This window comes from Agromyces sp. NBRC 114283 (genome assembly GCF_030268405.1).
In the GTDB taxonomy this organism is placed as follows: domain Bacteria; phylum Actinomycetota; class Actinomycetes; order Actinomycetales; family Microbacteriaceae; genus Agromyces; species Agromyces mediolanus.
The window spans coordinates 1,521,318-1,533,298 of sequence record NZ_BSQP01000001.1; the positions used below are offsets into that span (position 1 = coordinate 1,521,318).

Annotated in this window: 12 protein-coding genes; 6 read left to right on the forward strand and 6 right to left on the reverse strand. The window is 72.1% G+C overall.

The genetic code is table 11. The annotated features are described in order from the left end of the window. Positions 1-35: 35 nt before the first annotated feature. From pstS to QSJ60_RS07415, 4 genes are all read right to left on the reverse strand, one after another. Positions 36-1,127, reverse strand: a complete 1,092-nt coding sequence (gene pstS / locus QSJ60_RS07400) for a phosphate ABC transporter substrate-binding protein PstS (protein ID WP_189083832.1) — start codon at positions 1,125-1,127, stop codon at positions 36-38. A gap of 139 nt (positions 1,128-1,266) precedes the next feature. Then, entirely contained in the window at positions 1,267-2,214 is a 948-nt protein-coding gene (locus tag QSJ60_RS07405; RefSeq protein WP_285463171.1) for an NUDIX hydrolase, read from the reverse strand. Further along, positions 2,211-4,382 (reverse strand): RNA degradosome polyphosphate kinase, encoded by a 2,172-nt coding sequence (locus QSJ60_RS07410; protein WP_372458677.1) that lies wholly within the window; start codon positions 4,380-4,382, stop codon positions 2,211-2,213. Before QSJ60_RS07410 ends, QSJ60_RS07405 begins: the two co-directional genes overlap by 4 nt. 45 nt (positions 4,383-4,427) lie before the next feature. Next, a complete protein-coding gene (locus QSJ60_RS07415) occupies positions 4,428-5,120 on the reverse strand; it encodes a winged helix-turn-helix domain-containing protein (protein ID WP_229781503.1) in 693 nt (230 codons plus the stop codon). A gap of 79 nt (positions 5,121-5,199) precedes the next feature. On the opposite strand from QSJ60_RS07415, the gene QSJ60_RS07420 reads away from it, so the two are divergent. The 3 genes from QSJ60_RS07420 (at position 5,200) to ygfZ (ending at position 7,425) form a co-directional block, all read left to right on the forward strand. Further along, positions 5,200-5,520, forward strand: coding sequence for a hypothetical protein (locus QSJ60_RS07420; RefSeq protein WP_285463172.1), 321 nt, complete (start codon positions 5,200-5,202; stop codon positions 5,518-5,520). Between the two features lie 142 nt (positions 5,521-5,662). Further along, complete coding sequence (locus QSJ60_RS07425; protein ID WP_189083836.1) at positions 5,663-6,271, forward strand: nitrobindin family protein; 609 nt, start codon at positions 5,663-5,665, stop codon at positions 6,269-6,271. Then, positions 6,271-7,425, forward strand: coding sequence for a CAF17-like 4Fe-4S cluster assembly/insertion protein YgfZ (gene ygfZ, locus QSJ60_RS07430; protein WP_285463173.1), 1,155 nt, complete (start codon positions 6,271-6,273; stop codon positions 7,423-7,425). The genes QSJ60_RS07425 and ygfZ overlap by 1 nt, the downstream gene beginning before the upstream one ends. 40 nt (positions 7,426-7,465) lie before the next feature. On the opposite strand, the gene QSJ60_RS07435 is transcribed toward ygfZ, so the two are convergent. Further along, positions 7,466-8,311, reverse strand: a complete 846-nt coding sequence (locus QSJ60_RS07435; protein WP_285463174.1) for a class I SAM-dependent methyltransferase — start codon at positions 8,309-8,311, stop codon at positions 7,466-7,468. A gap of 66 nt (positions 8,312-8,377) precedes the next feature. On the opposite strand from QSJ60_RS07435, the gene QSJ60_RS07440 reads away from it, so the two are divergent. Further along, positions 8,378-9,124, forward strand: coding sequence for a phosphoglyceromutase (locus QSJ60_RS07440; protein WP_189083839.1), 747 nt, complete (start codon positions 8,378-8,380; stop codon positions 9,122-9,124). Between the two features lie 82 nt (positions 9,125-9,206). Here QSJ60_RS07440 and phoU read toward each other — a convergent pair whose 3' ends face one another. Then, a complete protein-coding gene (gene phoU, locus QSJ60_RS07445) occupies positions 9,207-9,860 on the reverse strand; it encodes a phosphate signaling complex protein PhoU (RefSeq protein ID WP_189083840.1) in 654 nt (217 codons plus the stop codon). A gap of 187 nt (positions 9,861-10,047) precedes the next feature. Here phoU and QSJ60_RS07450 point away from each other — a divergent pair, with 187 nt between their 5' ends. Then, complete coding sequence (locus tag QSJ60_RS07450) at positions 10,048-11,247, forward strand: sensor histidine kinase (RefSeq protein WP_189083841.1); 1,200 nt, start codon at positions 10,048-10,050, stop codon at positions 11,245-11,247. Beyond that, positions 11,244-11,924, forward strand: a complete 681-nt coding sequence (locus tag QSJ60_RS07455) for a response regulator transcription factor (protein ID WP_189083842.1) — start codon at positions 11,244-11,246, stop codon at positions 11,922-11,924. The genes QSJ60_RS07450 and QSJ60_RS07455 overlap by 4 nt, the downstream gene beginning before the upstream one ends. Positions 11,925-11,981: the final 57 nt, after the last annotated feature.

The window sequence follows — 11,981 nt, forward strand, 5'->3', positions numbered from 1 at the left end:
CCGGAGCCGAGGCTCCGACCGGACCGGCGATCGCGTTACTTGACCGACTCGAGCGCGGCGGCGACCTTGTCGGCCAGCTCGCTCGAGAGCGGGGCGGAACCGGCCTGCTCGGCGGCGGTGGCCTGGCCGGCCTCGCTCGCGAGGTAGCCGACGTAGTTCTTCACGAGCTCGCCCTGCTCGGCGTCCGCGTACTCCTGGCAGACGATCGCGTAGCTCACGAGCACGAGCGGGTAGTGGCTCGGGTCCGTGGTCTTGCGGTCGAGCGCGATGGCGAGGTCGTTCGCCTCGCGGCCCTCGACGAGGGGCGACTCGGCGACGACCGCGGCAGCGGCCTCGGCGGTGTAGCCGACGAACTCGTCGCCGACCTTGATGTTCGCGACCCCGAGGTCGCCGGCGCGCGAGGCGTCGGCGTAGCCGATGGTGTTCACGCCGTTGGTGACGGCGTCGACGACGCCCGAGGTGCCCTGGGCGCCCTCACCGGCCTGGTACGGGAACGTGTCGGACGGCTTCTGGTCCCAGGCCTCGGGGGCGTTCTGGTTCAGGTAGTCCGCGAAGTTCTTCGTGGTGCCCGAGTCGTCCGAGCGGTGCACGGCGGTGATGTTCGCGGCGGGGAGCGTCGCGCCCGGGTTGAGCGAGGCGATCGCCGGGTCGTTCCAGGTGGTGATCTCGCCCTTGAAGATCTTCGCGAGAGTGGCCGCGTCGAGGTTCAGCTCGTCGACGCCCTCCACGTTGTAGATCACGGCGATCGGGGAGATGTACACCGGGAGGTCGATGGCCTTGGTGTCCGGGGCGCACGCGGCGAAGGTGCCGGCGAGCTCGTCGTCGTTCAGGAACGAGTCCGAGCCGGCGAAGTCGACGCCGCCGGCGATGAAGGCCTCGCGGCCGGCACCCGAGCCCGAGGGGTCGTAGTTGATGGTGACGTCGGGGTTCTCCGTCTGGAAGGCGGCGACCCATGCCTCCTGGGCCGAGCCCTGCGACGAGGCGCCCGCAGCGTTGATGGTGCCCGAGAGCGACGAGGCCGACTCCGAGGGGGCGGTCGAGCCGCCCTCGTTCGCGGCACAGGAGCTGAGCGCAACGGCGGCGACAGCGGCAACGACCGCGGCGCGGCCGAGACGTGAGACGTTCACTGTGTTCCCTTCAGGGGATCGTTTGCAGGTTCCGGGTCGGTGCTCCGGCCCGATGCTGGTGACGCTAAGCGCCTCGGATGACCAGCATTCGCCCCATTGGTGAACGGCAGGTGAACGGGACGTCAACGCGCGATGCGGTTCACCCGCGCGGCGTGTGCGTCTCGATGGAGATGATGCCCGACGACGGGTTCGTCGCCGAGAGGTGGACGACGCTGAACGCGCCCGGTTCGAGCTTCGCCGCCTCGCTCGCGTAGTCGCCGATCGGGGTGCCCGTGGCGAGCGCGAACTCGCGCAGCACGTCCGGCAGCAGCGGCCGGTGCGTGCACAGCACGGCGGGCTTGCCGACCCGGACGCGCTTGCCGACGACGCGGCGGATCTCGGCGGTCCCGGCGTCCCAGGCGTCCTGGGAGAGGCCGGCTTCGCGCTTGATCGGCACGCCGATCGCCGCCGAGAGCGGAGCGACGGTGGTCACGCAGCGCACGGCCGGGCTCGAGACGATCCGCTTCGGGCCCCAGGCCGCGAGCGTGGCGGCGAGGCCGGCGGCCTGCTGCACGCCGCGGTCCGCGAGCGGGCGCGCCTCGTCGGGGCCGTCCCACTCGCTCCGGCCGATCGCCTTCGCGTGGCGCAGCACCGTGAGCGCCACGGTGCCGAGCACCCCCTGGTCGACGAGCGCCGCGAAGGCATCCAGGATCTCGACGTCCGGCTGGTAGCTGAGGTAGCCGCGCGCCCGTTTGATCGTGACCCACTCGAGCGCGGCGACCTCGCCGTTCGGGCGGAACGTCGAGCGCTGCACCGCGCGCTCGCTGACCTCGGCCGCCCAGTAGTGCACGACCTTCTCGCGGCCGGACGGCAGCGGGTAGCGGGAGATGCCGAGCGGCACGCCGAGCGCGACGCCGAGCCCCGTCTCCTCCGCGATCTCGCGCACCGCGGTCTGCGGCAGCGTCTCGCCCGGGTCGACCTTGCCCTTCGGGATCGTCACGTCGCCGTAGACGGTGCGGTGGATGACGAGCACGTGCACCCGGCCGTCGATGAGGCGCCAGCACACGGCCCCCGCCGCGTACACCGCCGTCTGCACCGCCGGGCTCACCGGCGCTTCCCGGAGCGCGGACGCTGGGCCATCTGCTGCATGAGGCTATTCTGCAGGTCCTCGAGCGGTCGCCCGTCGGCGTCGAGGGAGTGGCGCGTCCACACCCCCTCGCCGTCGAGGTGCCAGGAGCTCGTGCGCTCGTCCATCCCGCGGTCGAACAGGGACTCGATCTCGAGCAGGTGCTCGGGGTCGACGAGCCGCACGAGCGCCTCGACGCGGCGGTCGAGGTTGCGGTGCATCATGTCGGCCGAGCCGATGTAGACCTGCGGGTCACCGTCGCCGAGGAAGGAGAAGATTCGCGAGTGCTCGAGGTAGCGGCCGAGGATCGAGCGCACGGTGATGTTCTCGCTGAGCCCCGGGATGCCGGGGCGGAGGCTGCAGATGCCGCGCACCCAGACCTCGACGGGGACCCCGGCGTTCGAGGCCCGGTAGAGCGCGTCGATGATCGCCTCGTCGACCATCGAGTTGACCTTGATGCGGATCCGGCTGGGGCGCCCCGCCTCGGCCGCGCGGGTCTCGGCCTGGATGAGCTTCAGCAGCCCCTTGCGGAGGTGCAGCGGCGCCACGAGCAGCCGCTTGAACTTCTTCTCGATCGCGTAGCCGGAGAGCTCGTTGAAGAGCCGGGTGAGGTCCTTGCCGACCTGGTCGTCGGCGGTCAGCAGCCCGAGGTCCTCGTAGATGCGGCTCGTCTTCGGGTTGTAGTTGCCCGTGCCGATGTGGCTGTAGTGGCGCAGCCCGCCCTTCTCCTGGCGGATGACGAGCGCGAGCTTGCAGTGCGTCTTCAGTCCGACGAGCCCGTAGACGACGTGCACGCCGGCCTTCTCGAGCTTGCGCGCCCAGCTGATGTTCGCCTGCTCGTCGAAGCGCGCCTTGATCTCGACGAGGGCGAGCACCTGCTTTCCGGCCTCCGCGGCGTCGATGAGCGCCTCGACGATGGGGCTGTCGCCCGAGGTCCGGTACAGGGTCTGCTTGATCGCGAGCACGTCGGGGTCGGCGGCGGCCTGCTCGAGGAAGGCGACGACGCTCGTCGAGAACGACTCGTAGGGGTGGTGCAGCAGCACGTCGCGCCGCGAGACGGCCTTGAAGATGTCGGCCGGCCGGTTCGGCTCGCTCGGCTGCAGCTGCGGATGCGTCGTCGGCACACGGGGTGGGTAGTGCAGCTCCGGGCGGTCGATCCGCGCGAGGTCGAACAGGCCGCCGAGGTCGAGCGGCGCGGGCAGGCGGTAGACCTCTCGCTCGGTGATGTCGAGCTCGCGCACGAGGAGGCCGAGGGTGACGTCGTCCATGTCGTCGGTGACCTCGAGCCGGATCGGCGGGCCGAATCGGCGTCGCCGGAGCTCCTTCTCGAGCGCCTGGATGAGGTTCTCGGTCTCGTCCTCCTCGACCTCGACGTCCTCGTTGCGGGTCACCCGGAACACGTGGTGCTCCACGATCTCCATGCCGGGGAACAGGTCGCCGAGGTGGTTCGCGATGAGGTCCTCGAGGGTGAGGTAGCGGCCGTCGTCGGAGCCGTCGCCCGTGCCGACCGCGACGAAGCGGGGGAGCATCTGCGGCACCTTCACGCGGGCGAACTCCTGGCGGCCCGTCTTCGTGTTGCGCACGCGCACCGAGAGGTTCAGCGAGAGTCCCGAGATGTAGGGGAAGGGGTGCGCCGGGTCGACGGCGAGCGGCATCAGCACGGGGAAGATCTGCAGCGAGAAGTACTCGCGCAGCCGGGCCCGCTCCTCGTCGGCGAGCTCGGTCCAGCGCACGACTCGGATGCCCTGCTCGGCGAGGGCCGGGCGGACGAGCTCCTGGTAGGCCGCGGCGTGGCGCTCCTGCAGCTCGTGCGCGGCGCGTGAGATGTCGTCGAGGACATCGACGGGGGAGCGGCCGACGTTCGTCGGCACGGCGAGCCCCGTGTCGATGCGGCGCTTCAGGCCGGCGACCCGCACCATGAAGAACTCGTCGAGGTTGGAGGCGAAGATCGCGAGGAAGTTCGCGCGCTCGAGGACGGGCTGCAACGGGTCCTCGGCCAGCTCGAGCACGCGCTGGTTGAAGGCGAGCCAGCTGAGCTCGCGATCGAGGTAGCGCTCCGCGGGCAGCTCGGGGGCGCCCTCGAGGTCGAACGGCTCGAAGTCGTCGTCGAAGTCGCTCGACGTGCGGTCCTCGTCGATCATGTCCGTCATCCCGCCATCATGCCACCGGGCGGTGTCCGCGAGGCATCCCGCGGGTCAACGCGCGGTGACCTGCTCGCCGGCCGGCTCGTCGTCCTCGTGCACGTTGAAGCGGTAGCCCACGTTGCGCACGGTGCCGATGAGGCTCTCGAGCTCGCCGAGCTTCGCCCGCAGCCGCCGGACGTGCACGTCGACCGTGCGGGTGCCGCCGAAGTAGTCGTAGCCCCACACCTCGCTGAGGAGCTGCTCGCGGGTGAAGACGCGCGAGGGGTGGCCCGCGAGGAAGCGCAGCAGCTCGAACTCCTTGTAGGTGAGGTCGAGCGGTCGCCCGTGCACCTTGGCCGAGTAGCTCGCCTCGTCGATGACGACGCCGGAGGCCTGGATCTTCTCGCTCGGCAGCGCGTCGCGGCTGCGGCCGAGCGCGAGCCGGATGCGCGCGTCGAGCTCGGCCGGCCCGGCGCCCTCGAGCACGAGGTCGTCGACGCCCCACTCGGGGGTGACGGCCATCAGGCCGCCCTCGGTGCAGATGAGGATGAGCGGGACCGAGAGGCCGGTCGTGCGGAGGATCTGGGAGAGGGCCTTAGCACCGGCGAGGTTCGTGCGGGCGTCGAGCAGGATGAGGTCGCAGTCGGGCGCGTTGACGAGCTGCTCGGGCGAGGCGGGGATCACCCTCGTCCGATGCGCCAGGAGCGCCAGAGCCGGGAGGACGTCATCGTCGGCGGCCGGCGACAAGATCAGCAACTGCGCCACGCACACCCTCCAGTAGTAAGGTGCGGTCAATACTACGGGCAACGGCGAGCGGTCGTTGCGAGCGGGGAGACGGAGCGGGATGGACAGCAGCGAGGCCGAGGGCGGACGAGTCGGCATCGTCCTGATCTGGCTGATCGCGCTCGCGGGATCGGTGCTCGTCGTGGCCCTCGCGTACGGCGGTCAGCGGGTCTGGTTCGGCGACAGCGGCGCGCTCGGCGTGTACCGCGCGCTCGGCGTCGTCTTCGCGGCATCCGTGCTCGGCGCACTCCTCGCGCAGCTCGCCTCCCGCCGCCCGGTCGGATACGTCGCCCGGGCGAGCGCCTCGGTCGGCGGGGCCGCCGTGCTCGTCGCGTTCGCCGCAGTGGCGGTCGCGCCCCTCGCCGTCGGTCTCAGCGGGTAGACTGCTGGCATGGATCAGCTGGTCGCTCTCGAACTCCTCTTCATCGGTCTGCTCGGCCTCGCGACCGTGACGATCGCCTGGATCTCGGGCGTCGTCGTCTACAAGCTCTTCAAGGGCCAGCGCTAGGCGCTGAGGCATCGCCATGATCGAGCTGCCCGTCGGCCTGCCCGCCGAGCTCGTGCCGCTGTCCTGGCTCCTCGGGGTCTGGGAGGGCTCGGGCGTCATCGACTACACGATCGGCGACGAATCGGTCACGCGGGAGTTCGGCCAGCGCGTGAGCTTCAGCCACGACGGCCTGCCGCACCTGAACTACACCTCCTACACCTGGCTCTTCCCGGCGGAGGAGGGCGGCGACCCGGTGCCGCTCACGACCGAGACGGGCTACTGGCGCCTCGCCCGTCCGCGTGGTGAGGGCGACCCCGGCCCGGCGATGCTGCCGGCGAGCGCCGAATCCGCGTACACCGACGCCGAGCAGGTCGAGGCGCTCCGCAACGCCGACGGCGGCTTCGATCTCGAGGTGCCGATCGTGCACCCCGACGGCGTCACCGAGCTCTACCTCGGCCAGGTCAAGGGCCCGCGCATCGACCTCGCGACGGACGCCGTGATCCGCACGAGCGGGGCGAAGCCCTACGCCGCGGCCACCCGCCTCTACGGCCTCGTCGACGGCCACCTGCTCTGGGCCTGGGACATCGCGGCGCTCGGGCAGGACCTGCGCACGCACGCCTCGGCACGCCTCGCGAAGGCCGACTGATGAGCGATCCGTTCCTCTCCCTGCCCGGCGCCGTCGTCGCCGAGGGCGTCGACGCCGGCGTCCCCGGCCACTACGGCGAGCCGATGCGCGAGCAGCGCGCGCTCGAGCGCGGCACGGCGGTCGTCGACCTCGGCGGCCGGGGCATCGTGACGGTCTCCGGGCCCGACCGGCTGAGCTGGCTGCACTCCATGGCGAGCCAGGCGCTCGATCGACTGGCACCCGGCGGCAGCGCCGAGGCGCTCTTCCTCGACGCCAACGGTCACATCGAGCACGTCGCGCACGTCATCGACGACGGCGAGCGCAGCTGGCTCATCGTCGAGGGCGACGAGGCCGCCGCGCTCGCCGGGTTCCTCGACCGCATGCGCTTCATGCTGCGGGTCGAAGTGGTCGACGCCAGCGCCGAGTTCGCCGTGCTCGGCGCCCTCTCGACCGAGGCGCTCGACGCCGCCGTCGCCGCGGCCGCCCCCGCCGGCGTCGCGCTCGACTGGCACGACCCCTGGGCCGCCGGCAGCCCGGGCGGGCACCGCTACGCGCCCGAGGCCGGGCACCCAGCGGCATCCTGGACCTGGGTCGAGCGCATCGTCCCGCGAGCCTCGCTCGAGGATGCCGCGGCCGCGGTCGCCGCGGGCCGGGTCGCCGCGGCAGGAACGCTCGCGGCCGAAGCGCTGCGCATCGCCGCCTGGCGCCCGCGCCGCGCGACCGAGGTCGACGAGAAGGCCATCCCGCATGAGCTCGACTGGCTGCGCAGCGCCGTCGATCTCGGCAAGGGCTGCTACAAGGGGCAGGAGACCGTCGCCAAGGTGCTGAACCTCGGCCGCCCGCCGCGCCGTCTCGTGCTCCTGCACCTCGACGGCAGCGACACGGTGCTGCCGGCGGCGGGCGACGAGATCGTCGCCCTCAAGGTGCGGCCCGAGCCGGCCGAGGGCGAGCAGCCCGAGCGTCGGGTCGTCGGCCGCATCACCTCGAGCGCCATGCACTACGAGCTCGGGCCGATCGCCCTCGCCGTCGTGAAGCGGGCCGTGCCGGCCGAACTCGAGCTCACCGTCCAGAGCCACGGCATCGACGTCGCCGCGGCGCAGGTCGAGATCGTGCCCGCCGACGCCCGGTCCGCGGTCGACGTGCCTCGCCTGCCGCGCCTCGGCGTCCGCCCCTAGTCGGCCTGCCCGCCGCACGCCGCCCGCCGCGCGCGCCCGCTCAGGGGAGCGGCGCGACCGCGGCCCAGTCGAGGGTGAGTTCGCCGAGGCGCCATCGGCGCACGCCGTCCCGCACGGGCCAGCCCTCGGCCCGCAGCCGGCCGACGGCGTCGATCCAGCGCTGCGAGGGGCCGTAGACCGAGAGCGGCGCCGCCTGGGCCCAGGCCCGGTCGAGGTCCACGAACAGGCCGTGTACGCGTTCGCCGGGGACATTCCGGTGGATGAGGGCCTTCGGCAGCCGTTCGGCGACGACGGAGGGGCGATCGAGCTCGCGCAGGCGCAGGCTGATCGTGAAGCTGCGCGGGCCCTCGGCCGTGATCCCGACCCAGCTGGCGATGCGGCCGAGCTCGTCGCACGTGCCCTCGACGAGCAGGCCGCCCGGCGCGAGCCGGTCGGTCATCCGCGCCCAGGCCGACGCGACCTCGCGCTCCTCGTACTGGCGCAGCACGTTGAAGGCGCGGATGACGGCGGGACGGCGGTGCCCGGTCGGCACCTCGAAGCCGCCACGCGCGAACGCGACCGGCAGCTCGGGGTCGAACGCCGTGCGGCCGGCCCGCACCTCGGCGAGCTGGGCGTCGGCGGTGCGCACCCGGGCGGGGTCGATCTCGAGGCCGAGCACCTCGACGTCCGGGCGGCGGCGCCGGAGTCGGGCGGCGAGCTCGAAGGCGGTGACCCCGCTCGCGCCGTAGCCGAGGTCGACCACGAGGGGATCGGCCGCCAGGCGGAACGCCGGCTGCTCGGCGATCCAGCGGTCCACCCGGCGCAGCCGGTTCGTGTTGGTGGTGCCGCGCGTGATGGCGCCCTCCGGGCCGGCGGAGGCGCGGCGGGCGGGCGGGGGCGGCGGCATTCCTCCAGTCTCGCAGGGCGCGACTCGGTTCGTCGCGGCGCCGAGCGCCGCCGCTAGGCTGGGAGCATGCCTCACACCCTCGTGCTGCTTCGCCACGGCAACAGCGAATGGAACCAGCAGAACCTCTTCACCGGTTGGGTCGATGTCCGGCTCTCCGAGCTCGGCCTCGGCGAGGCCGCCCGCGCCGGCGAGCTGCTCGCCGCCGAGGGCGTGCTGCCCGACGTGCTGCACACCTCGGTGCTGAGCCGGGCCATCCAGACGGCGAACATCGCGCTCGACGTGGCCGACCGGCTCTGGATCCCTGTGCGCCGCAGCTGGCGGCTGAACGAGCGGCACTACGGCGCCCTGCAGGGCCTCGACAAGGCCGAGACGCTCGAGAAGTACGGTCCCGAGCAGTTCCAGCTCTGGCGCCGCTCCTTCGACGTGCCGCCGCCGGCGCTCGCCGACGACGCCGAGTACTCGCAGGTCGGCGACCCCCGCTATGCGGAGCTGGCCGACGACGAGCTGCCCCGCACCGAGTGCCTGAAGGACGTCATCGCCCGCATGCTGCCGTACTGGGAGCAGGACATCATCCCCGACCTCGCGGCCGGCAAGACGGTGCTCGTGACCGCGCACGGCAACTCGCTCCGCGCGCTCGTGAAGCACCTCGACGGCATCAGCGACGCCGACATCGCCGAGCTCAACATCCCGACCGGCATCCCGCTCGTCTACGAGCTCGACGACGACTTCCGTCCGACCGGCCCCGGCCGCTACCTCGACCCCGAGGCGGCCGCGGCCGGCGCGGCCGCCGTCGCCGCCCAGGGCAAGAAGTAGCCCGGCGCTCGACGAGACCGCACCCGCGACGCAGCGAGGGCCGGTGGATCATCCGATCCACCGGCCCTCGGCGTCTGCGGCGCTACGGCGCCTCGGGCGCCCAGTCGCCGGTCGCGAGGTACTGCACCTTCTTCGCGATCGACACCGCGTGGTCCGCGAAGCGCTCGTGGTAGCGGCTGGCGAGCGTCGCGTCGACGGTGTCGACGGCCTCGCCCTTCCAGGTCTCGCCGAGCACCTTGTCGAACACTTGCAGGTGCAGGGCGTCGATCTCGTCGTCCTCGTTGCGGATCTGCTCGGCGAGTTCGACGTCCTCGGTCGTGAGCAGCTCCGTGAGCTTCTTCGCGATCTCCACGTCGAGCCGGCCCATCTCGGCGAAGGTCGGCCGCAGCGTCTTCGGCACGACCTTGTCGGGGAAGCGGTAGCGCGCGAGCTGCGCGATGTGGGTCGACATGTCGCCCATCCGCTCGAGCGAGGCGCTGATCCGCAGCGCGCTGACGACGATCCGCAGGTCGCGGGCGACCGGCTGCTGACGGGCGAGGATCGTGATCGCGAGCTCGTCGAGGGCGAGCGCCGCCTGGTCGATGCCGTGGTCGTCGGCGATGACCTCCTCCGCGAGCGCCACATCGGACTCGTTGAACGCACGGGTGGCCTTGTCGATCGACTCCGCGACGAGACCGGCGATCTCGACGAGCCGGTCCTGGACCTCGCGCAGCTCCTGCTGGAACACCTCACGCATGACTGTGAATCCTCACACCTCTCTTGCATCGGCACGGACGCGCTGATGCACCGGTTCCGACCGGCCCGGCAATCCTCCCGATCGAAGGTGAACAGCAGGTGCCGTTCTCCTGAACACTGACCAACGTACCGTCGTATTCGCCCCGATCGGCGACGGACGCCCTTCACGCATCGTTAGTGTGGGAGCCATGGACTCCACCTGGGTGGTGGTCGCAGCGCTCGCCCTCGGCCTCTTCCTCGGCGCCGCCTTCATGGTCGTGCTGCACATGGCCGAACGACGCGGGCAGAGCGCGGCGAACGTCGCGACCCCGAGCGTGCCCGAGGGCGTCGACCAGGTGCTCGAAGTGCTCGACTCGGCCGGCGTCGTCGTCGACCCCTCGAACAACGTGCTGCGGGCGTCGCCCGGCGCGCTGGCCATGGGGCTCGTGCGCGGGCAGACGCTCGCCCACCAGGAGCTGCTCGACTTCGCCGGGCGGGTGCGCCGCACGGGGGAGCCGATCGCGGAGGAGCTCGAGCTCGCCCGCGGCCCCTTCGGCGAGCAGACGATGCTCGTGAGCGTCAGGGTGGCTCGGCTCGGCGCGCGCTTCGTGCTCATCGTCGTCGAGGACCGCACCGAGGCGCACCGCCTCGACGAGGTGCGCCGCGACTTCATCGCGAACATCAGCCACGAGCTCAAGACGCCGATCGCCTCGGTCGGCCTCCTCGCGGAGGCGCTCGGCGAGGCCGCCGACGAGCCCGCGCAGGTGCAACGCTTCGCCGGCCGCCTCGAGGTCGAGGCGCAGCGGCTCGCGCGCATCACCGGCGAGATCATCGAGCTCTCGAAGCTCCAGGCGAAGGATGCCCTGCGGCCCGACACGATCGTCCGGATCGACGAGGTCGTGGCCGCCGCCGTCGACCAGAACCGGGTGGTCGCGCAGGCCAAGGACATCGACGTCGCGGTGCGCGGCGCGAAGCGCGCCGAGGTCTACGGCGACCGCGCCCTCCTCGCGGTGGCCGTGCACAACCTCATCGCGAACGCGATCGCGTACTCCAACGAGGGCGGCCGGGTCGGCGTCGGCGTCTCCACGAAGAAGGGCGCGGTCGAGATCTCCGTGACGGATCAGGGCGTCGGCATGGCCGCCGACGAGCTCGACCGCGTCTTCGAGCGGTTCTACCGCGTCGACCAGGCCCGCAGCCGCAACACCGGCGGGACGGGCCTCGGCCTCAGCATCGTGAAGCACACCGTGCAGAACCACGGCGGCGACGTCCGCGTCTGGTCGCAGCCGGGTCGCGGCTCGACCTTCACGATCCGGCTGCCGCTCGCCGCGGCCGTCGAACCCCAGGACCAGGAGGGCCAGCCGCCCGCCTCCATCGATCCCACCCCCGCATCCCGAGGAGCCGTCACGTGACTCGAATCCTGCTCGTCGAAGACGAGATCGCCCTGTCCGACCCGCTCAGCTTCCTGCTCGAGCGCGAGGGCTACGAGGTGGAGGTCGCCGCCGACGGCCGCGACGCCCTCGAAGCCTTCGACCGCGACGGCGCCGACCTCGTCCTCCTCGACCTCATGCTCCCCGGCCTGCCGGGCACCGAGGTCTGCCGGGAGCTCCGCAACCGTTCGAGCGTGCCGATCATCATGCTCACGGCGAAGGACTCGGAGATCGACATCGTCGTGGGCCTCGAGCTCGGCGCCGACGACTACGTGACGAAGCCCTACTCGACCAGGGAGCTGCTCGCCCGCGTGCGGGCCGTGCTCCGCCGACGGGTGGATGCCGCGGACTTCGACGACGCGGTGCTCGAGGCGGGCCGGGTCCGGATGGACGTCGACCGGCACACCGTGGAGGTCGACGGCGCCGCCGTGCCGATGCCGCTGAAGGAGTTCGAGCTGCTCGAGCTGCTGATGCGCAACGCCGGCCGGGTGCTCACCCGCGGCCAGCTCATCGACCGGGTCTGGGGGTCGGACTACTTCGGCGACACGAAGACGCTCGACGTGCACATCAAGCGCATCCGCTCGAAGATCGAGGTGTCGCCGTCGGAGCCGGTGCAGCTCGTGACCGTGCGCGGCCTCGGCTACCGCTTCGAGGCCTGAGCCACGGCGGCGGCCCGTCCCGAAGGGGCGGGGCCGCGCGAAAGACCCCGGGTCGCC

What these genes read in the sequence shown, in the direction of transcription:
- QSJ60_RS07410 (WP_372458677.1), bottom strand. Translation starts at nt 4,382, where the DNA reads ATGACGGACATGATCGACGAGGACCGCACGTCGAGCGACTTCGACGAC.
- QSJ60_RS07420 (WP_285463172.1), top strand. Translation starts at nt 5,200, where the DNA reads ATGGACAGCAGCGAGGCCGAGGGCGGACGAGTCGGCATCGTCCTGATC.
- QSJ60_RS07425 (WP_189083836.1), top strand. Translation starts at nt 5,663, where the DNA reads ATGATCGAGCTGCCCGTCGGCCTGCCCGCCGAGCTCGTGCCGCTGTCC.
- ygfZ (WP_285463173.1), top strand. Translation starts at nt 6,271, where the DNA reads ATGAGCGATCCGTTCCTCTCCCTGCCCGGCGCCGTCGTCGCCGAGGGC.
- QSJ60_RS07435 (WP_285463174.1), bottom strand. Translation starts at nt 8,311, where the DNA reads ATGCCGCCGCCCCCGCCCGCCCGCCGCGCCTCCGCCGGCCCGGAGGGC.
- QSJ60_RS07440 (WP_189083839.1), top strand. Translation starts at nt 8,378, where the DNA reads ATGCCTCACACCCTCGTGCTGCTTCGCCACGGCAACAGCGAATGGAAC.
- phoU (WP_189083840.1), bottom strand. Translation starts at nt 9,860, where the DNA reads ATGCGTGAGGTGTTCCAGCAGGAGCTGCGCGAGGTCCAGGACCGGCTC.
- QSJ60_RS07450 (WP_189083841.1), top strand. Translation starts at nt 10,048, where the DNA reads ATGGACTCCACCTGGGTGGTGGTCGCAGCGCTCGCCCTCGGCCTCTTC.